This window comes from Curtobacterium sp. MCBA15_012 (assembly GCF_001864935.2).
Taxonomy (GTDB): Bacteria; Actinomycetota; Actinomycetes; order Actinomycetales; family Microbacteriaceae; genus Curtobacterium.
In genome coordinates this window covers 719761-742909 of sequence record NZ_CP126267.1, presented here as the reverse complement: position 1 = coordinate 742909, position 23149 = coordinate 719761, and the positions used below count along the sequence as shown (strand labels likewise).

At 72.2% G+C, this 23149-nt stretch carries 19 protein-coding genes and 1 pseudogene; 11 read left to right on the top strand and 9 right to left on the bottom strand.

The annotated features are described in order from the left end of the window. Positions 1 to 227 precede the first annotated feature (227 nt). The gene (locus QOL15_RS03440) at positions 228 to 794 is read left to right on the top strand and encodes a GNAT family N-acetyltransferase (RefSeq protein ID WP_071248624.1); all 567 of its coding nucleotides are present in this window, start codon (positions 228 to 230) and stop codon (positions 792 to 794) included. Between the two features lie 115 nt (positions 795 to 909). On the opposite strand, the gene QOL15_RS03435 is transcribed toward QOL15_RS03440, so the two are convergent. Both QOL15_RS03435 and QOL15_RS03430 read right to left on the bottom strand, forming a co-directional pair. After that, on the bottom strand, positions 910 to 2415 hold the full coding sequence (locus QOL15_RS03435; RefSeq protein WP_071248627.1) for a catalase: 1506 nt from the start codon (positions 2413 to 2415) through the stop codon (positions 910 to 912). Between the two features lie 335 nt (positions 2416 to 2750). After that, a pseudogene (locus QOL15_RS03430) lies at positions 2751 to 3176 on the bottom strand (Fur family transcriptional regulator); the annotation flags it as partial. A gap of 231 nt (positions 3177 to 3407) precedes the next feature. Here QOL15_RS03430 and QOL15_RS03425 point away from each other — a divergent pair. Continuing rightward, positions 3408 to 4715 carry an acyltransferase gene (locus QOL15_RS03425; protein ID WP_071248632.1) on the top strand — a complete coding sequence of 436 codons (1308 nt, stop codon included), beginning with the start codon at positions 3408 to 3410 and terminating at the stop codon, positions 4713 to 4715. A gap of 153 nt (positions 4716 to 4868) precedes the next feature. Next, complete coding sequence (locus QOL15_RS03420; RefSeq protein WP_254780310.1) at positions 4869 to 5690, top strand: cytochrome c oxidase assembly protein; 822 nt, start codon at positions 4869 to 4871, stop codon at positions 5688 to 5690. Positions 5691 to 6182: 492 nt separating this feature from the next. Here QOL15_RS03420 and QOL15_RS03415 read toward each other — a convergent pair whose 3' ends face one another. Continuing rightward, positions 6183 to 7853, bottom strand: coding sequence for a DHA2 family efflux MFS transporter permease subunit (locus QOL15_RS03415; protein ID WP_254784149.1), 1671 nt, complete (start codon positions 7851 to 7853; stop codon positions 6183 to 6185). After that, complete coding sequence (locus QOL15_RS03410) at positions 7850 to 8458, bottom strand: PadR family transcriptional regulator (RefSeq protein ID WP_065961391.1); 609 nt, start codon at positions 8456 to 8458, stop codon at positions 7850 to 7852. The genes QOL15_RS03415 and QOL15_RS03410 overlap by 4 nt, the downstream gene beginning before the upstream one ends. Before the next feature lie 147 nt (positions 8459 to 8605). Here QOL15_RS03410 and QOL15_RS03405 point away from each other — a divergent pair, with 147 nt between their 5' ends. From QOL15_RS03405 to QOL15_RS03390, 4 genes are all read left to right on the top strand, one after another. Further along, on the top strand, positions 8606 to 8857 hold the full coding sequence (locus tag QOL15_RS03405; protein WP_071248635.1) for a phosphoribosylformylglycinamidine synthase subunit PurS: 252 nt from the start codon (positions 8606 to 8608) through the stop codon (positions 8855 to 8857). A 5-nt stretch (positions 8858 to 8862) separates the two neighbouring features. Then, complete coding sequence (gene purQ, locus QOL15_RS03400) at positions 8863 to 9558, top strand: phosphoribosylformylglycinamidine synthase subunit PurQ (RefSeq protein WP_071248663.1); 696 nt, start codon at positions 8863 to 8865, stop codon at positions 9556 to 9558. Positions 9559 to 9596: 38 nt separating this feature from the next. Then, positions 9597 to 11978: a phosphoribosylformylglycinamidine synthase subunit PurL gene (gene purL / locus QOL15_RS03395; RefSeq protein WP_254784150.1), complete on the top strand. Its 2382-nt coding sequence runs from the start codon at positions 9597 to 9599 to the stop codon at positions 11976 to 11978. 110 nt (positions 11979 to 12088) lie between these two features. Continuing rightward, positions 12089 to 13066, top strand: coding sequence for a 2-hydroxyacid dehydrogenase (locus tag QOL15_RS03390; RefSeq protein WP_071248641.1), 978 nt, complete (start codon positions 12089 to 12091; stop codon positions 13064 to 13066). Between the two features lie 36 nt (positions 13067 to 13102). On the opposite strand, the gene QOL15_RS03385 is transcribed toward QOL15_RS03390, so the two are convergent. Genes QOL15_RS03385 through QOL15_RS03375 form a run of 3 tightly spaced genes read right to left on the bottom strand, consistent with a single transcriptional unit; the run spans position 13103 to position 15149 of the window. Beyond that, positions 13103 to 13522, bottom strand: coding sequence for a GNAT family N-acetyltransferase (locus QOL15_RS03385; protein WP_071248644.1), 420 nt, complete (start codon positions 13520 to 13522; stop codon positions 13103 to 13105). A 2-nt stretch (positions 13523 to 13524) separates the two neighbouring features. Beyond that, positions 13525 to 14829 carry a beta-propeller fold lactonase family protein gene (locus tag QOL15_RS03380; RefSeq protein WP_083394072.1) on the bottom strand — a complete coding sequence of 435 codons (1305 nt, stop codon included), beginning with the start codon at positions 14827 to 14829 and terminating at the stop codon, positions 13525 to 13527. Then, positions 14826 to 15149: a chorismate mutase gene (locus tag QOL15_RS03375; protein ID WP_065961377.1), complete on the bottom strand. Its 324-nt coding sequence runs from the start codon at positions 15147 to 15149 to the stop codon at positions 14826 to 14828. The genes QOL15_RS03380 and QOL15_RS03375 overlap by 4 nt, the downstream gene beginning before the upstream one ends. 128 nt (positions 15150 to 15277) lie before the next feature. Between QOL15_RS03375 and QOL15_RS03370 the strand changes: the two genes are divergently transcribed. After that, the gene (locus QOL15_RS03370; RefSeq protein WP_083230137.1) at positions 15278 to 15685 is read left to right on the top strand and encodes a DUF1304 domain-containing protein; all 408 of its coding nucleotides are present in this window, start codon (positions 15278 to 15280) and stop codon (positions 15683 to 15685) included. 364 nt (positions 15686 to 16049) lie between these two features. Here the strand turns inward: QOL15_RS03370 and QOL15_RS03365 are convergent, their stop codons facing one another. Further along, the gene (locus QOL15_RS03365) at positions 16050 to 17066 is read right to left on the bottom strand and encodes an iron-siderophore ABC transporter substrate-binding protein (RefSeq protein ID WP_071248650.1); all 1017 of its coding nucleotides are present in this window, start codon (positions 17064 to 17066) and stop codon (positions 16050 to 16052) included. Between the two features lie 69 nt (positions 17067 to 17135). Here QOL15_RS03365 and QOL15_RS03360 point away from each other — a divergent pair, with 69 nt between their 5' ends. Then, a complete protein-coding gene (locus QOL15_RS03360; RefSeq protein ID WP_065961373.1) occupies positions 17136 to 18002 on the top strand; it encodes a shikimate dehydrogenase in 867 nt (288 codons plus the stop codon). Positions 18003 to 18021: 19 nt separating this feature from the next. Here the strand turns inward: QOL15_RS03360 and QOL15_RS03355 are convergent, their stop codons facing one another. After that, positions 18022 to 18408 carry a YchJ family protein gene (locus QOL15_RS03355; protein WP_071248655.1) on the bottom strand — a complete coding sequence of 129 codons (387 nt, stop codon included), beginning with the start codon at positions 18406 to 18408 and terminating at the stop codon, positions 18022 to 18024. Between the two features lie 92 nt (positions 18409 to 18500). Between QOL15_RS03355 and QOL15_RS03350 the strand changes: the two genes are divergently transcribed. Both QOL15_RS03350 and QOL15_RS03345 read left to right on the top strand, forming a co-directional pair. Continuing rightward, the gene (locus tag QOL15_RS03350) at positions 18501 to 19310 is read left to right on the top strand and encodes an SOS response-associated peptidase (RefSeq protein WP_071248657.1); all 810 of its coding nucleotides are present in this window, start codon (positions 18501 to 18503) and stop codon (positions 19308 to 19310) included. Positions 19311 to 19391: 81 nt separating this feature from the next. Continuing rightward, a complete protein-coding gene (locus QOL15_RS03345; protein ID WP_071248659.1) occupies positions 19392 to 23135 on the top strand; it encodes a tandem-95 repeat protein in 3744 nt (1247 codons plus the stop codon). The last annotated feature ends 14 nt before the right edge of the window (positions 23136 to 23149 follow it).

The window sequence follows — 23149 nt, the reverse complement described above, 5'->3', positions numbered from 1 at the left end:
GGACTGTCGGGCGGACGGCTGTCGGGCGGGCGACTGTCATGCGAAAGCGAGAGATCCCGCCGCCCAGCCCCCGATGCTCCCGCGAAAGCGACAGATCCCGCCCGACTGTCGGCGGCGATCTGTCGCTTTCGCGAGGGGCCCACGCGGGAGACGACGGGGCGGGGAACCGCGGGGCCGAGCGGGCCGTGGCCCCGGCGCCGCGCAGCCGCACCCGGCAGGATGGGCGCGTGACTGACGACATCCGGTGGGAGGTGGTCGAGGAGAGCGCCCTGTCGCTCCCCGACCACGAGGCGATCGCGGCGATGCTGGGGCAGGCGTTCCCCGACTGGTCGCACTGGTACGTGGGTGGCCGGGACTACGCCGGCATGCAGCCCGAGCGACGGGTCGTCGGCCGGGACGCGGACGGGGTCGTGCTCGCCCACCTCGGGATCCGCCGCATGTTCGTCACGGTCGGCGGCGAGGACGTCCTGGTCGGCGACACCGGCATCGTCGCCGTCGCGCCCGGCCTGCAGGGAACCGGGGTCGGCCGCGAACTGCTCGACCGCGCGCACGCCGTGCTCGAGGGGCTCCGGGTCCCGTTCGGGCTCCTCGGCGCCGGCGAGGACCGCATCCCCTTCTACGCCCACATGGGCTGGCACGAGGTCGAGGGTGCCGTCGGGACGTTCTCGGCCTTCACTGCCGACGGGGTGGGTGTCACCGAGACCGAGCAGGTCGGGTGGATGATCCGCCCCGTCACCGCACGGCTCGAGGACTGGCCGACCGGCGAGATCCTGCTCAACGGCCAACAGGTCTAGCGCAGAGGACGGGGCCGCGTCCTGCGGAGCCGCCGACACGTCTGGACCCGGCGGGACGACGGACGGGAGGCGCGGTGCCAGCCGGCACCGCGCCTCCCGTCCGTCGTGTGGCTGACTACGCCTCGACCGCGACCTGCTCCGGCTGCTCGTTCGAGCCCGGGGCGCTCGGCGCCACGGCCGCGCGCACGCGCCCACCGAGGTCCGGGTCCACGTTCGTCCAGTAGGCGAACACCCGCTCGCGCAGGTCGTCGCGCGTCACCTTCGAGACGTGCCCGGCGATGTTGCCGACCAGGCGCTGACGGGCGGCGTCGTCGAGGACCTCGCGGTAGAGCGTCCCCGCCTGGCCGAAGTCGTCGTCCTCGGGGTGGAGCGTCGCGGCGGAGCGCTGCAGCGCGCCGTCGGACTCCCAACCCGGTGCCTCGTCCGAGGCACCCTCGGCAGCGTGCGCGCCACCGAGCGAGTTCGGCGCGTACACCGGGACCTCGGACTTCTGGAAGTCGAAGCGCATCGCACCGTCCTTCGAGTACGAGTGCACCTCGTTCTTCGGCGCGTTCACCGGCAGCTGCGCGTGGTTCGTGCCGACGCGGTAGCGGTGGGCGTCCGCGTAGCTGAAGATGCGCGCGAGGAGCATCTTGTCCGGGCTCGCCGCGATGCCGGGCACGAAGTTCGACGGGGCGAAGGTCGCCTGCTCGATCTGCGCGAAGTAGTTCTCCGGGTTGCGGTTGAGCTCCATCGTGCCGACCTCGATGAGCGGGTAGTCCGCGTGCGGCCACACCTTCGTCAGGTCGAACGGGTTGAAGCGGTAGCTCTCGGCGTCCGCGTACGGCATGACCTGCACCTTGAGCGTCCAGCGCGGGAAGTCCTCGCGCTCGATCGCGGCGTGGAGGTCACGGATGTGGAAGTCGGCGTCCTCACCGGCGATGCGGTCGGCGTCCTCCTGCGTCAGGGTCTTGTGGCCCTGCTCCGTGAGGAAGTGGTACTTCACCCAGAAGCGCTCGCCCTCGGCGTTGATCCACTGGTAGGTGTGCGAGCCGAAGCCGTCCATCTCGCGCCAGCTCGCCGGCAGACCGCGGTCGCCCATGAGCCACGTCACCTGGTGCGCCGACTCCGGCGACAGGGTCCAGAAGTCCCACTGCATGTCGTGGTCGCGCAGGTGCGAACCCGGCAGGCGCTTCTGCGAGCGGATGAAGTCGGGGAACTTGATGCCGTCGCGGATGAAGAACACCGGGGTGTTGTTGCCGACGAGGTCGTAGTTGCCCTCGCTCGTGTAGAACTTCAGCGCGAAGCCGCGGGGGTCGCGCCAGGTGTCCGGGGAGCCCTGCTCGCCGGCGACGGACGAGAAGCGCGCGAGCATCTCGGTGGTCTGGCCCGGCTGCAGGAACGCGGCACGGGTGTACTTGCTGACGTCCTGCGTGACGGTGAAGGTGCCGAAGGCACCGCCGCCCTTGGCGTGGACGACGCGCTCCGGGACGCGCTCGCGGTTGAACTGCGCGAGCTTCTCGACCAGGTAGTGGTCGTGGAGGGCGAGGGGGCCGTCGGCCCCGACACCCATCGAGTGCTGGTCGCTCGAGACGGGAGCCCCGCTGTTGGTGGTGGTGGTGGGCGTGTTCTGGTCGGACACGGTTCCTCCTCGGAGGGTTGGTTCGGTCAGGGGTGCTCGGGTTGGTCTGTGGAGTACCGCACGCTGCCTCCGTGGGTAGCGGGTGCAGCGGGGTGCGGCCTGGGTACGCGCTGGTCGGTTCCTGCGGATCGGTGCAGCCGGGAGGCCCGGGTGCGGTCCGGCGGTCAGCCTGCGGCGGGCGCGGGGTCGGGTCGGGCGGCGGGGCCGCGGTCGGGGTGCTGGTGGTCGGCCGGGTGCGTCGGCCGCTGGTCGGCCGGGGCCGGCTGTTGCCGGTGGGCCGGGGCCGGCTGCTGCCGGTCGGTGTCGTCCTGGTCTGTGTCGTGCTCGTCGGTTCCGTCGCGCTCGGCTGCGGCGCAGGCCTCGCAGATGCCCCAGTAGGTGACCTCGGCCGTCGTCACGGCGAAGCCGTGCGTCTCGGAGGGCGTCAGGCACGGGGCGTGTCCCACGGCGCAGTCGACGTCCTGCACCGCACCGCACAGGGTGCAGACGACGTGGTGGTGGTTGTCGCCGGTGCGCCGTTCGAACCGCGCGGGACTGCCCGCCGGTTCGATCCGTCGCACGAGCCCCGCGCCGGTCAGGGCGTTGAGGACCCCGTACACCGCCTGGTGGCTCGTCGTCGGGAGCTCGGCGGACACCGCGGTGAGGACGTCGTCCGCGGTGGCGTGCGGCATGGTCCCGACCGTGCGCAGGACCGCCAGGCGCGGTGCGGTCACACGGAGACCCACACCACGGAGGACGCCCGCGTCGTCGTGCTCGCTCATGACACCTCCGCTTTCCTTGCATCGATCAAGACAACCGTAACCCTAGCGGACCGAGGTCGGAGGGGAGCGAATCGACCCGCGTGTCGGCCGGTCGCCCGCGACCCGCTCCATTCGCTGGCGGACGCGCCACTCGGCGACGCATGCCGACACCGGCATGCGATGTGTAACGGTCCGGACGCGATCGCCTGGGACGGCGGTGGGAGTCGCCGATCGGCCGGTACCGTCCCCCTCATGTCCACGAAGCAGGGTCTGCCGGCACCGGCGACGAGCGCTCAGGACGTCCGGGGGATCATCGCGCAGCGGGACCTGGTCGTCGACCTCATCAGGACGGCCTGCGTCGTCCTCGTCGTCGTCGTGCACATCACGATGGTCGGCGTCGCCGTCGGGCCCGAGGGGGTCGCCGTGACGAGCCCCCTGCAGGAGGCGTCCTGGTACGTCGGGGCCACGTGGGTGGGCCAGGTCATGCCGCTGTTCTTCGTCGTCGGGGGCTTCGCGAGCATCACCGGGTGGCGCAGCACCGTCGCCCGTGGCGGTGGCGCCCGGGACTTCCTCGCCACACGGCTCGTGCGGCTCTACCGTCCCGCGGTCCCCCTGTTCGTCTTCCTCACGCTCGGGCTCGGCATCGCGACGCTGCTCGGCACACCGGGCGACCTGCTCGCCGAGGTCGCGTTCGGGATCGGTTCGCCGCTGTGGTTCCTCGCCGCGTACGGCATCACCCAGTGCTGCATCCCCGTCATGGTCCGCCTGCACGAGCGCGCGCCGTGGTGGACACTCGCCGGGCTCCTCGGGCTCGCCGTCGCGGTCGACGGGCTCCGCTTCGCGACCGGGGTCGCCGAGGTGGGACTCCTCAACCTCGGGCCGGTGTGGCTGTTCGCGCAGCAGCTCGGCTTCCTCTGGGCCGACGGCTGGTTCGCCCGTCGATCGCGCGTCGGCCTCGCCGTGGTCGCGGTCGCCGGGTACGTCGCGCTCGTCCCGCTCACGTCGGTCGGGCTCTGGGCGCCGGACTTGCTGCAGGACCTCAACCCGCCGATGCTCCCGCTCGCCCTGCTCGCGATCGCGCAGGCGTGTCTCGTGCAGCTCGTGCACGCGCCGCTGACCCGGCTCATGCGGACCCGTGCGGCACAGGGGGCGGTCTTCGTGCTCGGCCGCGACGGCATGACGATCTACCTGTGGCACCTGCCGCTGTACATCGCACTGACCGGGATCGCCCTGCTCGTCGGGGTCCCCTTCCCCGACCCGGGCTCGGGCACCTGGTGGGCGACGCGACCGATCGCCCTCGTCGTCGTGCTGGCCGCAGCGCTCGGCGTCGCGCGGGCCCTCCGCTGGTTCGACCGACCGCTGGCCCGACTGGCCCCGGGTGCGGACCGACCCGCGTGGCCCGTACTCGTGGTCGCGGCGCTCTGCACGATCGGCCCGGCGTTCGTGGTGATGCAGTTCCACCTGTCGCTCGCCGCAGCACTGCTCGGCGTCGTGGCGATCCCGGTCGGCGTCTGGCTGCTCGGGCGCACCGTGCCGGCGGTCGGCGTGCAGCGCATCTGAACCGATCCTCACCGGTGGGGACCCCGGCGCGGGTCACTCTGGGGCCTCCCGGGCGGAGGATGACGGGGCACCACCCGTCACGCCGCCAGGAGGCACCCCACGCCCGAGCCCACCGAGTTCTGGAGCACGTGGCAGCTCGACCCGCTGGCCCTCGTGCTGCTGCTCGTCGGTGCCGTCGCGTACGGGTCGTGGCTCGTCGGCGCCCGACGCCGCGGTGCCCGGTGGTCCCCCTGGCGGACCCTGTCGTTCGTCCTGGCCCTCGCCCTGTTCGGCGTGCTGCAGTTCGGGATCGTGGGGCGGTACGACCAGGCCCTCCGGTGGGCGTTCACGCTCCGGCTGGCCCTGCTGTTCTTCGCCGTGCCGACCTTCGCCGCCCTGGCCGCGCCGGTGTCCCTGCTCCGGGTCGGCGGGCCCCCGCGACTCGCACGGGCTGCCGACCGGGTGATGCACTCCCGGCCGGTCCGTGTCGCGGGCAACGCGATCGTCGCGCCCGTCGTGGGACTCGTGCTCTTCGCCGTCCTGCTCACCCCGCTCGCCGCGACCATCCGCGAGTCGTCGGTGTGGGCCGTGGCGATCACCGTCCTCGTGCCCGTCCTGGGCTTCGGCCTGCTCGCGCCGCTGTCCGAGCCGGGTGTGCTGCGGAGCTCGACCTTCGTGACCGTGGAGTTCCTGCTCGCGTTCGTGGAGCTGCTGCTCGACGCCGTCCCGGGCATCGTGCTCCGCGTCTCGAACCACGTGCTGGACGGGTCCCTCGTGCAGGTCGTGGGGCAGCCCTGGTTCCCCACTCCCCTGCGCGACCAGCACCTGGCGGGTGACCTGCTCTGGTTCATCGCCGAAGTCGCCGACGTCCCCGTCCTGGTCATGCTCTTCATCCGGTGGCAGCGGACCGACCGCCGCGAGGCTCGTTCGGTCGACGCCCTGTCCGACGAGGAGATGGACGCCCTGACCCGCGAGCACCTGCAGCGCCGCGGGTAGGGGCCGCGGGGTTGCCGGGCGGGAGCAGGGTCGGGCGACCGCGTCCCGGCGGACGCCGAACGACATCGCGGTCGTCGAACGACAGCGGCGATGACGCTCGCGGCACCACCCGGCACCCGCTCAGCGCGCGGCCAAACGCGTGCGACATCGCGGTCGTCGAACGACAGCGGAGATGACGCCCGCGGCACCACCCGGCACCCGCTCAGCGCGCGGCCAGGCGCGTGCGACATCGCGGTCGTCGAACGACAGTGGGGATGACGCGCACTCCCCCCGCGACATCGCTCCCGAGTCACCGTCGCCACCCCCGCCGACGCCGACGCCGACGCCGAACGACATCGCGGTCGTCGAACGACATCGCGGTCGTCGAACGACAGCGGCGATGACGCTCGCGGCCCCCGGTACCACCCGCGCTCGGACCCCCCGCGAACGACACCGGCCCCGCACCGCCCCACGACGGGGACAGCACGGGGCCGGGGTCAGCAGGGTCGCGGGTCAGGCCTCCGAGTGCCGACCGTGGTGGTCGGTCGCTGCCAGCTCCTCGACCGGGGTCGACGGCGCCGCGGCGTGCGCACCGGCAGGGGCACCAGCAGGAGCACCAGCGGGAGCACCAGCAGGAGTGCCATCGACAGCGCCGCCCCGCTCGCCCCCGGGCTGCGTCGCCACCGAGCCGGTCCCCTGCCACTGCGTGGTCTGCTTAGGCTTCGCCAGGAACAGCGCCGCGACGATCGCGACGACGAGCACCACGGCCGGCAGCACGAGCGACTGCCCCATCGCCGTGGCGAACGGCTGCTGCAGGAACGCGGGCAGTGCCCCGACCTGCTGCTCGGCCCCGCCACCGGCGCTCGAGCCGGCACCGGACGGGAACTCCGCCGTGATGCGCGCCTCGATCAGGGCCGCGATACCGGCCGAACCGAGCACGGCACCGATCTGCCGGGTGGTGTTGTAGACGCCCGAACCGGCACCGGCCAGCGCCGGCGGCAGGTTGCGCGTCGCGGAGACCGAGAGCGGTCCCCACATGCAGGCGTTCGCGAGCCCGAGGAGCGCGCTCGGCAGGAGCGTCCAGCCCCAGCCGGCACCGGAGGTCAGCAGCCCGGCGAACCAGAACAGCCCGCCCGAGAAGCAGGCGAGGCCGAAGGCCCCGACCCACCGCGGGTTCCACTTGTTGAGGTTCTTGCCCACGAGCGGCGCGAGCGCGGCGGACAGCACGGCCTGCGGCACGAGCAGCAGCGCCGCCTGGGTCGGCGAGAAGCGGAGCACGTCCTGCGCCCAGAGCATGATCGGCAGCGCGAACGACGAGATCGCGACGCCGACCGCGGTGATCGCGATGTTGGCGAGCGTGAAGTTGCGGTCCTTGAAGAGCCCGAGGGGCAGCAGCGGTTCACCCTTCTGCACGCCCTGCCAGACCACGAAGGCGACGAGCACGACGAGCCCGGTGACGATCAGCGACCAGACCGAGATCGGGCCGGTGATGGTCCCCCAGTCGTAGGTCTCGCCCTCCTGGATGCCGAAGACGAGCAGGAACATGCCCACCGCCGACAGCACGATGCCCAGGTAGTCGAACCGGTGGCCGTGGCGCTCGAACGACGGGACGAAGCGCTGCGCCAGGACGAACGCGACGACACCGACCGGGACGTTGACGAAGAAGATCCACTCCCAGCCGAAGCCATCGACGAGCAGACCGCCCACGATCGGCCCGACGAGCGAGGCGACACCGGCGACGGCGCCCCACAGGCCCATCGCGGCGCCGCGGTTCTGCGGCGGGAAGATGCGCGTGATGACCGCCATCGTCTGCGGGGTCATCATCGCGGCGCCGAGGCCCTGCACGACGCGGGCGACGATGAGCACCTCGATCGACCCGGCGAGCCCGCACCAGAGGCTGGCGAGCGTGAAGACGACGAGCCCGCCCTGGTACAGCACCTTCGGTCCGAAGCGGTCACCGAGGCGCCCGGTGATGAGCAGTGGCACGGCGTACGCGAGCAGGTAGGCGCTGGTCACCCAGATCACCGAGTTGATGTCGGCGTCGAGCGCCTGCGCGATCGTGGGCGTCGCGACCGAGACGATCGTCGAGTCGACGAGGATCATGAAGAAGCCGACGACGAGGGCCCAGAGCGCGGGCCAGGGCTTCTTCCCGTGCTGGAGGTCGGCTGAAGCTGTTGCGGTCATCGAGCGGGGTCCTGGTCCTTCTGGTGGTCGTGGTCGGGGACGGCGGGGCCGTCCCACGGGATGTCGCCGCCCGCGATGCGGTCGGCGGTGGCGGTCAGCCACTCGATCTGCGCGGTGAGCATGCCACGCACGTACGACACGTCGAGCCAGAAGCGCTCGGCGAGCTGCTTGGCCTGGAGGCCCGTGGCGGCTTCGTCGTACCCCGCGCGCTGGGCGCGCAGTGCGTCGGCGCGTGCCCGCAGGGCGGTCACCGCGTCCGTGGCGGTCAGGTTGTCGACGTGGGAGACCGCGAGCTGGAACTCGGGGTACTCGTCAGCCGGCTCCGCGATCATCCGCCGGAGGCCGGACTCGAGTTCCGCGCGGCCGTGGTCGGTGATCGCGTAGGTGGTGCGCTCGGGGCGGTTGCCCTCGCGCCCGGTTCCGAGGGCCTCGGCGAAGCCGAGGTCCACGAGCCGACCGATCTGGTGGTAGAGCGTGCTCGGCCGGACCTTGACGTTCTGGTCCTCGTGCCGGTGCAGCATCGTCTGGAACATCTCGTAGGGGTGCATGGGCGCCTCGGCGAGGAGGCCGAGCGCGGCGAACGCGAGCGGTGTGAGCGACGCCATCCGTGCCTCCTGTCCGGTGTTCCAACGCGACTATTCGACTTGGAACATACGCCTTGGACCATTTCTCCACAACTGTTCCGGCGCGGCGTGGGCGGACCCTAGACTGGAGCGGTCCCACCCAACCCACCCAAGCGCTGGAGTGAACACGTGCCAACCATCGTCGTCGAGGTCATGCCGAAGGCCGAGATCCTCGACCCCCAGGGCAAGGCGGTGGGCAACGCGCTCGCCCGTCTCGGCCGCTCCGACCTGACCGCCGTCCGCATCGGCAAGCGCTTCGAGATCGCGGTCGACGGCCCCGTCGACGACGCCAAGCTCGACGAGGTCCGCGCGATCGCGGTGGACGTCTTCTCGAACGCCGTGATCGAGGACGTCGTCTCCGTGACGGTCGCGGACGCGTGACCCGGATGCGCATCGGCGTAGTCACGTTCCCCGGCTCACTCGACGACCGCGACGCCCAGCGCGCGGTCCGACTGGCCGGCGGCGAGCCCGTCGCCCTCTGGCACGGCGACCACGACCTGCAGGGCGTCGAGGCGATCATCCTCCCCGGCGGGTTCTCGTACGGCGACTACCTCCGCGCCGGTGCGATCGCGGCGAAGGCCCCGATCATGGCCGAGGTCATCGACGCCGCCGGCAAGGGCATGCCCGTGCTCGGCATCTGCAACGGCTTCCAGATGCTGGCCGAGGCCCGCCTGGTGCCGGGGGCGCACACGCGCAACGCGCACCAGCAGTTCATCCGTCGCGACCAGAAGCTCCGCGTCGAGAACGCCGGCACCGCGTGGACCTCCGGCTTCGACGCCGCGCAGGAGATCACGATCCCGCTCAAGAACGCCGACGGCCGCTTCGTCGCGGACGCCGACGAGATCAAGCGCATCGAGGACAACGGCCAGGTCGTGTTCCGCTACGTCGGCGTGAACCCGAACGGGTCGATCGACGACATCGCGGGCGTCTCGAACGAGCGCGGCAACGTCGTCGGCCTCATGCCGCACCCCGAGCACGCGACGGAGGCCGGGTTCGGACCCGACACCCGCGCGGCGATGGCCTCCGGCACGGACGGCCTCACCTTCTTCACCTCCGTGATCGAGTCGACGCTGGTCAAGTGACCGCGACGCCGACTCCAGTGACAGGGAACGACAACACCGTGACGACCCACGTTCGCCCGAAGCCCGACACCGTCCAGGACGCCGCCGCGACGCCCGACAAGGAACAGCCGTACGAGGCGCTCGGGCTCAAGGCCGACGAGTACGCGAAGATCCGCGAGATCCTCGGCCGCCGCCCCACCTCGGGCGAGCTCGCCATGTACTCGGTGATGTGGTCCGAGCACTGCTCGTACAAGTCGAGCAAGAACTACCTCCGGCAGTTCGGCAAGAAGGTCACGCCGGAGATGACGAAGAACCTCATGGTCGGCATGGGCGAGAACGCCGGTGTCGTCGACGTGGGCAACGGCTGGGCGGTGACCTTCAAGGTCGAGTCGCACAACCACCCCTCGTACGTCGAGCCGTACCAGGGCGCCGCGACCGGCGTCGGCGGCATCGTCCGCGACATCATCTCGATGGGCGCACGTCCGGTCGCCGTGATGGACCAGCTCCGCTTCGGCGCGATCGACCACGACGACACACAGCGCGTCGTCCACGGCGTCGTCGGCGGCATCTCGTTCTACGGCAACTGCCTCGGCCTGCCGAACATCGGCGGCGAGACCTACTTCGACCCGGTGTACCAGGGCAACCCGCTCGTCAACGCCCTCGCCGTCGGCGTGCTCCGCCACGAGGACCTGCACCTCGCGAACGCCTCCGGCGCCGGCAACAAGGTCGTGCTCTTCGGTGCCCGCACCGGTGGCGACGGCATCGGCGGCGCGTCGATCCTGGCGTCGGACACCTTCACCGAGGGCGGCCCGACCAAGCGCCCGGCCGTCCAGGTGGGCGACCCCTTCGCCGAGAAGGTCCTCATCGAGTGCTGCCTCGAGCTGTTCCAGGACGACCTGGTCGAGGGCATCCAGGACCTCGGTGCGGCGGGCATCTCCTGCGCGACCTCGGAGCTCGCGAGCAACGGCGACGGCGGCATGCACATCTCGCTCGACGACGTCCTGCTCCGTGACCCCACGCTCACCGCCGAGGAGATCCTCATGTCGGAGAGCCAGGAGCGGATGATGGCCGTCGTCCGTCCCGACAAGCTCGACGCGTTCCTCGCGGTCGTCGACAAGTGGGAGGTCGAGACGAGCGTCCTGGGCGAGGTCACCGGCACCGGCCGACTCGTCATCGACTGGCAGGGCCAGGAGATCGTGAACGTCGACCCGCGCACGGTCGCCGTCGACGGCCCGGTGTACGACCGCCCGGTCGCGTACCCGACCTGGATCGATGCGCTGCAGGCAGACACCGCCGCGTCGCTCGACCGCCCGGCCGACGGCCCCGCGCTCAAGGCGCAGTTCCTGCAGCTGCTCGGTTCCCCGAACCTGGCGTCGAAGAACTGGGTCACGAACCAGTACGACACCTACGTGCTCGGCAACACCGCGCTGTCCTTCCCCGACGACGGCGGCATGATCCGCGTCGACGAGGAGACCGGGCTCGGCGTCACGGTCGCGACCGACGCCAACGGCCGGTACTGCCAGCTCGACCCGAAGCAGGGCGCGCGCCTGGCCCTGGCGGAGGCCTACCGGAACGTCGCCGTCACCGGTGCCGTCCCCGCCGCGGTCACCGACTGCCTGAACTTCGGCTCCCCTGAGAACCCCGAGGTCATGTGGCAGTTCTCCGAGGCCGTCGAGGGCCTCGCGGACGGCTGCATGGAGCTCGGCATCCCGGTCACCGGCGGCAACGTGTCGTTCTACAACCAGACGGGCACGACCCCGATCCACCCGACGCCCGTCGTCGGCGTGCTCGGGATCATCGAGGACGTCGCCCTGCGCGTCCCGTCCGGATGGCAGGACGACGGCCACAACATCTACCTGCTCGGCACGACGAGCCTCGAGCTCGACGGCTCCGCGTGGGCCGGCACCGTGCACGGGCACCTCGGCGGTCGTCCCCCGGCGGTCGACCTGCAGAACGAGAAGGCGCTGGCCGACCTCCTGCACGCGGCCTCGTCCGAGCAGCTGCTGACGAGCGCCCACGACCTGGCGGACGGCGGCCTCGGGCAGAGCCTCGCCGAGTCGGTGCTGCGGTTCGGCCTCGGCGCCCGCGTGGTCCTCGACGAGCTCGAGACGCGCGACGGCGTGGACACGGCGACCGCGCTGTTCTCCGAGTCGACGGGCCGGGTCATCGTGACGGTCCGCCGCGAGGACGACGTCCGCTTCCAGGGCCTCTGCGTCGGTCGGGGCTTCCCGGTCCTGCGCATCGGCGTGACGGACGCCGCCTCGGGTTCCCTCGAGGTGCAGGACGCGTTCGAGGTCACCCTCGACGAGCTCCGTACGACGCACGGCGCGACGCTCCCCGCACGCTTCGGCGACGTCATCACCGAGGACGTCACCGAGGGCTACGTGGGTCGCGGACCGCTCGACTCCGACGGCGCCTTCTCGCCGCGGACCGACAGCTGACGTCCGCACCCGTCAGCTGACGACCGCACCCGTCGGCTGACGACCACGCCCAGCGGCACGACCACGCCCGACAGCACGAGCGCACCGACGACGAACGGGAGCACCAGCACGTGACGACCGACGACCGCACGCCCTCCGACCAGCCCGACACGCAGGCCGGAGGGCGTGCGGTCGTCGTCACACTCCCCCTCGCCGAACTCGTCGACCGGTTCGGCCCCGTGCCGGACGGGGTCGAACTCGACGTGTGGGACGTCGAGTCGCCGTACGACCGACCGGACGACGTCGCGATCACGCTCCTGCCGTTCTACTTCGCCGGCCGGCACCGGTGGCAGTACGTCCACGACCTGCCGAACCTCCGGCTGCTGCAGCTGCCGAGCGCCGGGTACGAGCACGCGGTGCCCCACGTGCCGGGTCACGCCGCCCTGGCGAACGGCCGCGGCATCCACGACGACGAGACCGCCGAGCTCGCGGTCGGGCTCGCGCTGACGTCCCTCCGGGAGATCGCTGCGTTCCAGGCCGACCGTGCGGCCGGGGTGTGGGACGCACGAGAGACCCGTTCCCTCGCCGACCGCCGCGTGACGGTCGTCGGCTACGGTGCGATCGGCTCGGCGATCGCGACCCGGTTCGAGGCGATGCGCTGCCCCGTCACCGTCGTCGCCCGCACCGCGCGGGAGCAGGACGGCCGGCAGGTCCGCGCGTTCACCGACCTGCCCGCCATCGCGCGGGACACGGACGTGCTCGTCCTCATCACCCCGCTCACCGACGAGACCGACCGGCTCGTCGACGCGGGCGTCCTCGGGGCGCTGCCCGACGGCGCGCTCGTGGTGAACGTCGCCCGTGGCCGGGTCGTCGACACCGATGCGCTCGTCGCGGAACTCATGAGCGGTCGGCTGTCGGCGGCGCTCGACGTCACCGATCCCGAGCCGCTCCCGGCCGGGCACCCGCTGTGGACGACGCCGAACACGGTGCTGACGCCGCACGTGGGCGGCAACACGGACCTCAGCATGCCGCGGACCCTCGAGCTGATGCGCCGCCAGGTGGCCGCGCTGGCCGAGGGCCGCCCGTTCGACAACCTCGTCGAGGGCTGACCACCCGCGTCACCGCACCCCGCGCCACCGCGCCGGTCACTCCGGCGGCAGCGCCATCCCGAGGCTCGGCGCGACGTCCTCGAACCCGAGCGACCGGTACAGCCGCTGCCCGGGTGGATCCCCGACGAGGGTGATGTACGCACCCTGCGGTGCCCGCGCCCGGACGTCGGCCACGAGCCACTCGACGACCGCCCGCCCGAGGCCCTGCCGCTGGTGCGCGGGATCGGTCGCGATGTCGGCGATGTGGAAGTACCACCCGCCGTCGCCGATCGTCCGGCCCATCGCCACCGGCGTCCCGTCCGCGTCCACCACGTGGCAGGCGGACCAGCTGCCGGCGATCGCTCCCGCGCCCTGCTCCGGCTGCTTCGGCGACAGCCCGGAATCCCGACGCAGGCGCAGGTAGTCATCGAGCGGCGGAGCGCCGACCACGAGCTTGTACGGTGCGGCGACGGACACGGTCAGGACCCCATCGGGACGATGCACGCGGGGCTGCCGACGGCGATCTGCGCGACCGCCTCGCCGGGCACCCCGTCCTCACCGACGGGCAGGACCGCGATCGCGTCGGACATCTGGTTGGCCACGAGCACGTAGCCGGGCACCTGGGCGAAGTGTCGCGGCCAGACCCCACCCGACGAGGCACTCCCGACGACCGAAAGTCCATCGTCGGCGGTGTCGAGCACGACGAGCAGGTCCCGACCGCGGACGGCCACCAGGACCCGACCGGCCGCGTCGACCTCGACGTGGCTGAGCAGTGAGTCGCCGACCGGGCCCTCGAACGCTGCGACCGAGGCGACCGGCACGAACGCGCCGCCCTCGTCCCGACGCAACCGGTACACGCGACCGTCGAGCTCCCCCGCGACGATCAGGTCGACACCGCCACCGGCAGCAGCGGCCGCACCGGCAGCAGCAGCACCAGCACCAGCACCAGCACCAGCACCAGGGCGACCGGCACCGGAGGGCAGCCACGCCATGTGCCGCGGCCCGACCCCGGGTCCGAGGTGGTGCACCCGGACGAGCTCGATCGCCGGCTCCGCGGTCACCCGGAACTCGTGCAGCGCGTCGCCGCCGAGGTCGGCCACGAGCACCGTGCTCTCCGGCGTCGCGATCGACTGGTGGGCGTGCGGCCCCTCCTGGCGGTCCTCGACCGGACCCTCGACGTCGGGCAGGATCCCGGTGACGACGGCGGACTCGGGTACGACGACCCGGTCCCCGCTGCCGTGGACAGCAGCGGACGGAGCAGCGGCGGCGCCAGCACCGACGCCACCGGCCATCCCAGCACCAGCGCCAGCACCGGCCCCGCCAGCACCGACAGTGCCGGCTCCGCCGACCCCGCCCGCGCCACCGGACACAGCCGCCTCCGCCGCCTCGAGACCGATCGCCGTGACGGTCCCGGACACGTAGTTCGTGACGACGAGCGCTCCGGACGGGTCGACCCGCACGTGGCACGGCGCATCCCCACCCGCCGAGGCGTCCCACCGGTGCTCGAGCGCACCGTCGGCGTACCGGAATGCGGACACCGTGCCGTCGGCGGTCTCGGCCACGGCGTACACCCGGTCCTCCGACACCGCGAGGAACGACGGGTCGTCCATCACCGCGGCCGTCACGGCCTCGGTGCCGTGCACGACCGAGATGCCCGTCCCGGTGCCGCCGCCCGTGGCCGTGTAGGACCCGACGAGCAGGTGCAGGTCGTCGAGCCCCGGCACCGGCACCGGCACCGGCACCGGCACCGGCACCGGAGCATCGACCCCGCGGCCGTCGCTCACTGGGCGCCGCCCGCGATGCGCTCGTGGTGGTGGATGACCTCGGCGACGATGAAGTTCAGGAACTTCTCCGCGAACGCCGGGTCGAGGTGCGCGTCCGCCGCGAGCTGACGCAACCGCGCCACCTGGACCCGCTCACGCCCCGGGTCCGCCGCCGGCATGCCCGCCTCGGCCTTGAGGTACCCGACACGCTGCGTGTACTTGAAGCGCTCCGCGAGCATGTGGATGACGGCGGCATCGATGTTGTCGATGCTCTGGCGGATGCCCGCGAGCTCCTCGGCAGCGGCGGGATCGACAGCGGGCGTGGACTCGTCGGCGCTCATGCTCCGAGCCTAACGGCGACCCCACCGCCGTCGGCAGCCCCCGCACCCGACGACCCACCGCCGTCGGCAGTCCCCCGCGCCCGGCCCCGCGGCGTGAGCACTCCTCCGGCGGTGGGAGGATGGAGGCCATGTCGGTCCTGCTCGTGATCTCGAGCGTGTGTGCGGTCCTCGCGGGCCTCGTCCACGTGTACGTCTTCGTCCTCGAGTCCGTCGCGTGGAGCAGTCCTCGCGTCCGCCGGGTCTTCGGCATCGCGAACGAGACCGAGGCGCAGGCCACCCGCGCCCTCGCCTTCAACCAGGGCTTCTACAACCTGTTCCTCGCGATCGGCGCGGTCCTCGGTGTCGTGCTCGTCGTCGCGGGCAACGGCGCCACCGGGTGGACCCTCGTGGTGTTCTCGACCGCGAGCATGCTCGGCGCCGCGGTCGTCCTCGCCGGCACCGGGCGTCGGTACCTCAACTCGGCCTTCGTGCAGGGCGCCCTGCCCCTGATCACCCTGCTCTTCGCGTTCCTCGGCTCCACCTTCCCCGCGTCCTAGCCCGGCCGCCGCGCTCGGGCGTCGGTCACGGGCTGCCGTCCGCCACCTGGTCCCGCCCGGCCCTGTGGATTGAGCAGAAGACGTCGAGTCGAACACCCCGACCCGACGTCTTCTGCTCAATCCCGGGAGGGCGGGACCTCGGGAACGGCGGGACCCCCAAAGACGGCCGCACCCAGTCCGACGCACCCCCGGGACGGACGGGAGGCGCGGTGCCAGCCCGCACCGCGCCTCCCGTCCGGCAGCCGGTCACGCCCGGCGATCCCCCTCCAGGGAGCAGAAGACGTCGAGTCGCACACTGCGACCCGACGTCTTCTGCTCAATCCCGGGGCGGCCGGCTCCCGGCCTGCCCCCCGGCCGGACCGGCTCAGCCGACCTTCTTCGCCATCTCGTCCGGCAGGCGGTCGAGCGCCCACTCGATCGCCGCGGTCGTGCCGAGCGAGAACGCCGACGAGACGTCCGCGTCGCTCACCACGATGTCGTGCCCGGCCTGCACCGACGGCACCTTCTGGAAGAGCGGGTCCGCCTCGGCCTTCGACGCGTCGACGTAGATCGGCAGGATCATCGTCAGGTCGGCGTCGAGCAGGTCGAGGTTCTCCTCGGAGAGCTTCACCGAGAACGCGTCACCGGCCTGCTGGTCGATCGCCTTCGGGATGGTGAAGCCGAGGTTCCGCACGAACGTGGAGCGGGAGTCGTTCGACGCGTAGGCGCTGAACCCCTCGGACGTGTACGCGCCGACGACGGCCGTCTTGCCCTGGAACTCCGGGTGGGCCTTCTTCGCTGCCGCGAACGAGTCGTCGAGGCCGGCGAGCAGCTGCTTGCCCTGGGACTCCTTGCCGAGCGCCTTCGCGACGAGGTCGACCTGCTGCTCGGTGGTCGTCAGGTAGTTCTCGCCGCCCTTCGGGATCGCGACCGTCGGCGCGATGGCGGACAGCTTGCTGTAGCGGTCCTTGTCCCCGGAGCTCTTGGTGTCGAGGATCAGGTCCGGCTTGAGCTTGAGGATCTGCTCGTAGCTCGGCTCGAGCGTCTGGATGATCGTCGGCTTCTTCGTGTACTTCCCCTCGAGCCACGGGCCGACGCCGTCGCCGCCGAACGCGAGCCAGTCGCTCGCACCGACCGGCTGCACGCCGAGTTCGAGCGCCGTCTCGGCGTCACCCCAGCCGAGGGCGACGACGCGCTTCGGCTGCGACGGGATCTCGGTCGTGCCGAGTGCGGTCGTGATGGAGACGGGGAACGCGCCGGACGAACCGGTGGCGTCGTCCGAGGCGGAGCCCGTCGACGAGCCGGAGCTGCAGCCGGCGAGGACGAGGGACGCGGCGACGACGGCGCCGGCTGCGGCGAGCACGCGCCGGAAGCGGCGCGACGAGGGGGAGGTACGGGTCACGCAGGTGAGGCTACCCTAAGAAACCGTCGCTGGCCCGGTCGTCCGGTCGACCCGGATAGGCTCCGGACCGTGGAGTACGCAGACCCCGACCGCACCCGGCTGGCCGTCCTCGGCTCCCCCGTCGCGCACTCGCTCTCGCCCACGCTGCACGCAGCGGCCTACGCCGTGCTCGGGGTCCCCTTCACGTACGGGAGGCACGAGGTCGCGTCCGGCGGGCTCGACGCGTTCGTCGCGGGGCTGGGTCCGGACTGGCGCGGGCTCAGCCTGACGATGCCGCTCAAGCGGGACGTCGTCCCGATGCTCGACCGCGCGAGCGCGCTCGTCGACCAGCTCGGCGTCGCGAACACGGTCGCGTTCCGTCAGGAGGGCGACCGGGTCGTCCTCGCCGGCGTGAACACAGACGTCGAGGGCATCGTCCGACCGGTCGAGGCCCTCGGACACCTGCCCGGCGAGGCCACGATCCTCGGCGGCGGCGCGACCGCGACGAGCGCCCTCACCGCGGCGGTCCGGCTCGGCGCGGTCGCCGTTCGGCTGTTCCTGCGCGACCCCGCCAAGGCCACGCCCCTGGTCGAGCTGGCGGTCCGGCTCGGCGTGACACTCGACGTCCTGTCGATCGCCGACCTGCCGGGCACCCGGCACGGGTTCGTCGTGTCGACGCTGCCGGGTGGTGCGGCGGACTCCCTCGAGCTGGTGCCCGCGGGGCCGGACGCGGTGCTGTTCGACGTCGCCTACGAGCCGTGGCCGACCGTGGCCGCGCAGCGCTGGGCCGACGCGGGCGGTCGCGTGCTCAGCGGTCTCGACATGCTCACCGAGCAGGCGATCGGGCAGATCCGGTTCTTCCTGACCGGCGACCCGGACCAGCTGCTGCCCGACGAGGCGGCCGTGCGACGAGCGATGCGTGTCGCGGTCGGGCTGCCGGAGACGATCGGCGCCTGAGCCTGCGGACGACCGGACGTCAGCCGACGACGCCGTCGAGGTAGAACCAGCGGCCCTGCTCGCGGACGAACTCGCTCGTCTCCTCGAGCGTGCCGCGCTCGTCGTCGGAACGCCACCACGCGCGGAACGCGACCGTGCCCCGGGAGTCGAACGGGCCTCCTGACCGGGTGGCGACGACGTCCAACCGCGTCCACCGCTGCGCCGGGTCGAGCGTCAGCTCGTCCGGGCGGGTGCTCGGGTGCCAGCTCAGCAGCAGGTACTCCGACAGGCCGAGGGCGAACGCGCTGAACCGGGAGCGCATGAGCCGCTCGGCCGTCGGGGCGACGGCGCCCGCGTGCAGGGGGCCGCAGCACTCGCCGTAGGGGTTGCCGCTCAGGCAGGGGCAGCGCGTCTCGTCCGTGACCACGACGGCACGGTAGCAGCGGAGCCGTCCTGCACGGCACGGCAGCAGCGCGGCGAACCGGCACGGGTGTCGGTCGCGGCGGGCACACTGGGCGCATGTGTGGAAGGTTCGTCGTCACCGACACCACGGCCGATCTGCTGCCCGAGCTCGTCGGGGAGCTCGCCGCGCGCACCGAGCACGTCGACCAGGCCACCGGCGAGGTGCACACCGGCCTCGCGCCGAGCTGGAACGTCGCTCCGACCGACCCGGTGTACGCCGTCCGGCAGCGCCACGGGGAGCGCGAGCTGCCGCAGATCAGCTGGGGCTTCGTGCCGAGCTGGGCGAAGGACTTCCAGAAGCAGCGACCGAAGCCGATCAATGCCCGGATCGAGACCGTCGCGACGAGCGGCATGTTCAAGCGGGCGTTCGCGACGAACCGGTGCATCGTGCCGGCGCTCGGCTACTACGAGTGGGTGGTCCGAGAGGACGGCAAGGAGCCGCACTTCGTGCACGAGCCCGGCGGCGCCCTGGCGATGGCCGGGGTGGTCAGCGCCTGGCCCGACCCGACCAAGCCCGAGGACGACCCGGACAAGTGGCGGCTGTCCCTGGCGATCATCACCCGCGACGCGCACGTGGCCCCGGGCGAGGTGCACGACCGGATGCCGGCGTTCCTGACCCCTGACGGCTACGACGACTGGCTCGACGGCGGGCTGGCCCCGGACGACCTGCTCGCCCTGCTCGACCACGAGTCGCTCGAGGTCGCCGCGGGCCTGGAGCAGTACGAGGTCGCCCGCACGGTGAACAGCGTCCGGAACGACGGGCCGCACCTGATCGAGCCCGTGGACAGCGGCCCACGGGACGCGACGGCCCCCCGCTCTGGGCACACCTCGGTCCCCCTCTTTGGGGACAGCTCGCACCCCTCCTGAGCCCCAGCTGGACGGTCCTGTCCCCCTATCGTGATGAACGGTCGTGTACCCGACACGACCATGCATGACGAAGGAACACCCGTGCCCTCCTCGCACCGCGCCCGACCGCGCCGCCGAACCCTCCGGCTGGTCGCCGGGACCATCGCAACGACACTCGTCGCCGGGAGCGCAGCGCTCCTGAGCCCGATGACGGCCTCCGCGATGGCCAACCTGCCCGTGTCCGGCCTGTACGCCACCGTGAACGGCGACTCGACCATCTACTCGGTGGACCGCGCGACCGGCGCCGCCACCCCGTTCATCACCTCACCGGGGAACGTGACCGGGCTGAACCAGCTCGGCGTCTCCGGTGACGGCGGCCGGGTGTTCTTCACGAACGGCTCGACCATCTTCCAGTGGACCGCGTCCACCGAGACGTTCAAGACGATCCCCCGGCCGAGCTCCCCGACGGTCGCGACCCAGATGGGTGGCGTCGACCCCAAGACCGGCCGGTTCTACTTCGGCGGCCTGGACACGAACACGAACCTCTTCACGTTCCTGTACTACGACCCGGCGACCGGCCTCGTCGCGTCGAAGGCCGTGTCGGTCAAGCCGACCACGACCCCTCCGGGCGGCGCGGGCGACCTCGCGTTCGACCGCCAGGGCAACATGTACTTCATCTCGAGCGGCACGAAGTCCGCCCAGGTGTACCGCGTGAACGCCGCGGACCTCGGTTCCGACAGCACCAAGGCCACGCCGGTCGGACCGGCGATCGGCACGTCGGTCAACCTCACCTCGTTGGCGTTCGGCGACGACGGGTACATCTACATCAGCGGGTCCGGCGCGAACACCTACATGCAGGTGGACCCGGTCACCGGCGCCGTCAGCCCGGCGAAGTCGATCCGCTCCGGCACCACGGCGCTGAACGTGTACGACCTCGGATCGCGTGCGCTCCCGTCCACCGGCCAGTCGCAGGGCGGCTTCGACGAGGGCCGTGCGAAGCCGAGCGACGAGCTGACCACGACCATCAGCGGCGGGGGCATCCCGACGCCGGTGAGCGGGACCACGACTCCGGGAACCGACACCGTCACCGTCGGCCCGATCATCCTGCTGCCCGGCAAGACCTACACGGTCGACCAGACCCCGGGGAACAGCACGACCGACCCGAACGCCTACGACACGACGTACACGTGCACCGACCTGGTCAGTGGCGCGACCGTCGCACAGGGGACGGGCACCACGGCGACCTTCACCGTCCCCGCGGGCGGCGGCGACGTGCAGTGCGTGTTCTCGAACCCGCCCAAGCCGACCGTCACGAACACCTCGTCGACGGGCAACACCGCCGGCCAGCCGGTGACCGTCGACCCGCTGCAGGGCTCCGTCGGCACCATCGACAAGACCACCGTCACGCTCACCCCGAACACGCCGGGCTCGACCGTGTCGAACGGCGGCAAGCAGCTGACCGTCCCCGGCGAGGGCACGTGGACCGTCGACCCGCAGTCGGGCACGGTCACGTTCACGCCGGCGAGCGGCGCCACGGGGAACCCGACCCCGGTGACCTACACGGTCGCCGACGCCCACGGCACCCAGACGTCCGGCCAGATCGCCGTGACGTACAAGGGCAACGCGCAGCCCGACTCCGCGACGACCACCCAGGGTGCGGCCGTGACGATCGACGTCCTCGCGAACGACCAGGGCAGCACCGTCGCCTCGAGCGTCGTGTTCCCCCCGACCGGCCAGCCGAAGGGCGCGCAGGTCTCCACCGACGGCCGACAGGTGACGGTCCCCGGCCAGGGCACGTCCGCGATCGACCGGACGACCGGCACGGTCACCTTCACCCCGGACCCGTCCTTCCGCGGCACCGCGTCCCCGTTCAGCTACCGGGTCGCCGACGCCGACGGAGCGACGTCCACCGCGACGATCACCGTCCGGGTCGACGCCGTCGGCCCCACGATCACGAACGAGACCGCCACGACACAGCAGAACACCCCGACCACGGTCGACGTCGTCCGCGACGCCGCTCCAGGCGTGCAGGGCGGGAGTGCCGTCGACCCGACGAAGGTCTCCTTCCCGAGCACCGGACAGCCGGCCGGTGCCACCACGAGCACCGACGGCCGCCAGCTGACGGTCCCCGGCCAAGGCACGTACGCCGCTGACCCGACCACCGGGAAGATCACCTTCGCCCCGGCGCAGGGCTCCACCGGCACCACGACGCCCGTGACCTACCAGGTCGGTGACACCGGCGGCGCGACCGGCACCGGCACGCTGACGATCACCGTGACCGCCGTCGCACCGACTGCGAAGGACGACACCGTCACGCTCGCGCAGGGCGACTCGACCACGGTCGACGTCCTCCGCAACGACACCGCGGGCAACACGGCGACCCCGCTCGACCCGACCTCGGTGACGTTCACCGGCAGCACCACCGGAACCGGAGCCAGCACCGGCACCGGCACCGGAGCCAGCACCGGCACCGGCACCGGCACCGGAACCGGGGCCAGCAGCGTCAGCACGGACGGCAAGCAGCTGACCGTCCCCGGCGAGGGCACCTACGTGATCGACCCGAAGACCGGGAAGGTCACGTTCACCCCCGAGCCCACCTTCCGCGGCACGACGACGCCCGTGCCCTACCGGGTCGCCGACGTCGACGGCCACCCCGCGACCGCGACGATCACCGCGACGGTCACCCCGGTCGGCCCGGCGGCGCAGGACGACACCGCCACGACCGAGCAGAACACCCCGGTGTCGATCGACGTCCTCGGCAACGACGTCCCCGGCGTCGCGAAGGGCACCCCGATCGACCCGACCAGCGTGGTCTTCCCCACAGCCGGCCAGCCCGTCGGCGCCACCGCGTCGGCCGACGGTCGGACGCTCACGGTCCCCGCGGAGGGCACGTACGTCGTCGACCCGTCCACCGGCTCGGTGACGTTCACCCCCGCACCGGGCAGCGTCGGCACGACCACACCGGTGACCTACCGGGTCGCCGACACCGGGAAGGCGACGGCCACGGCGACCATCGCCGTCACCGTCACGTCGGTCAGCCCGACGGCGCACGACGACTGGGCGACGACCCCGAGCGGCACGACCGTGACGATGTCCGTCCTCGGCAACGACGACGCGGGCAACGTCGCGACGCCGATCATGCGCACCCGCGTGCTGCTCCTCGACGCCTCTCGGGCCTCGGTCTCCCGCATCGCGGTGCCGCGGGTCGGTACCTGGTCGGTCGACGCCGTCGACGGTGCGGTCTCCTTCGCGCCGGCGGCCGGCTTCTCGGGTCCGACGTCGGGGAACTACCGGATCCAGGACGTCGACGGCCACACCAGCGACGCGGTCATGACCGTCACGGTGGGCACCCCGCCCACCGCCGCAGACGACCACCGTGCCGGCGAGCCCGGCACCGGGATCAACGTCGAGGTCCTCGGCAACGACAAGGCGGGCACGACGCCGCTCGACCCGTCGTCGGTCCGACTCGTCGACCCGAGCACCGGCACGCTCGTCGGCACCCTGACGGTCCCGTCCGAGGGCACCTTCACGGTCCGACCCACGGGCACGGTCACCTTCACGCCGGTCGCCGGGTACGTCGGCACCGCGACGGTCGACTACTCGGTCGCCGACCAGGACGGCAGCCGCGCCACCGCGACGCTCGCGGTGACCTTCCCAGCCATCCCGGGCCTCGCGCAGAACCCGGCACCGGGCGGCGGCGTGGTCGTCACCATGCCGAGCGGCGACCGGCTGGCCTTCACGGGCTCGGACGTGCTGTGGCCGGGCCTGGTCGCCTCGTTCGTGCTCATGGCGATCGGGATCGGCATCGTGCTGCTGCACCGCCGCCGCACCGCGACGGCACCCTGACCCGGACGGGACAC

Coding starts and splice junctions, on each gene's coding strand:
- QOL15_RS03425 (WP_071248632.1), top strand. CDS start 3,408: ATGTCCACGAAGCAGGGTCTGCCGGCACCGGCGACGAGCGCTCAGGAC.
- QOL15_RS03415 (WP_254784149.1), bottom strand. CDS start 7,853: ATGACCGCAACAGCTTCAGCCGACCTCCAGCACGGGAAGAAGCCCTGG.
- QOL15_RS03410 (WP_065961391.1), bottom strand. CDS start 8,458: ATGGCGTCGCTCACACCGCTCGCGTTCGCCGCGCTCGGCCTCCTCGCC.
- purQ (WP_071248663.1), top strand. CDS start 8,863: ATGCGCATCGGCGTAGTCACGTTCCCCGGCTCACTCGACGACCGCGAC.
- QOL15_RS03375 (WP_065961377.1), bottom strand. CDS start 15,149: ATGAGCGCCGACGAGTCCACGCCCGCTGTCGATCCCGCCGCTGCCGAG.
- QOL15_RS03370 (WP_083230137.1), top strand. CDS start 15,278: ATGTCGGTCCTGCTCGTGATCTCGAGCGTGTGTGCGGTCCTCGCGGGC.
- QOL15_RS03350 (WP_071248657.1), top strand. CDS start 18,501: ATGTGTGGAAGGTTCGTCGTCACCGACACCACGGCCGATCTGCTGCCC.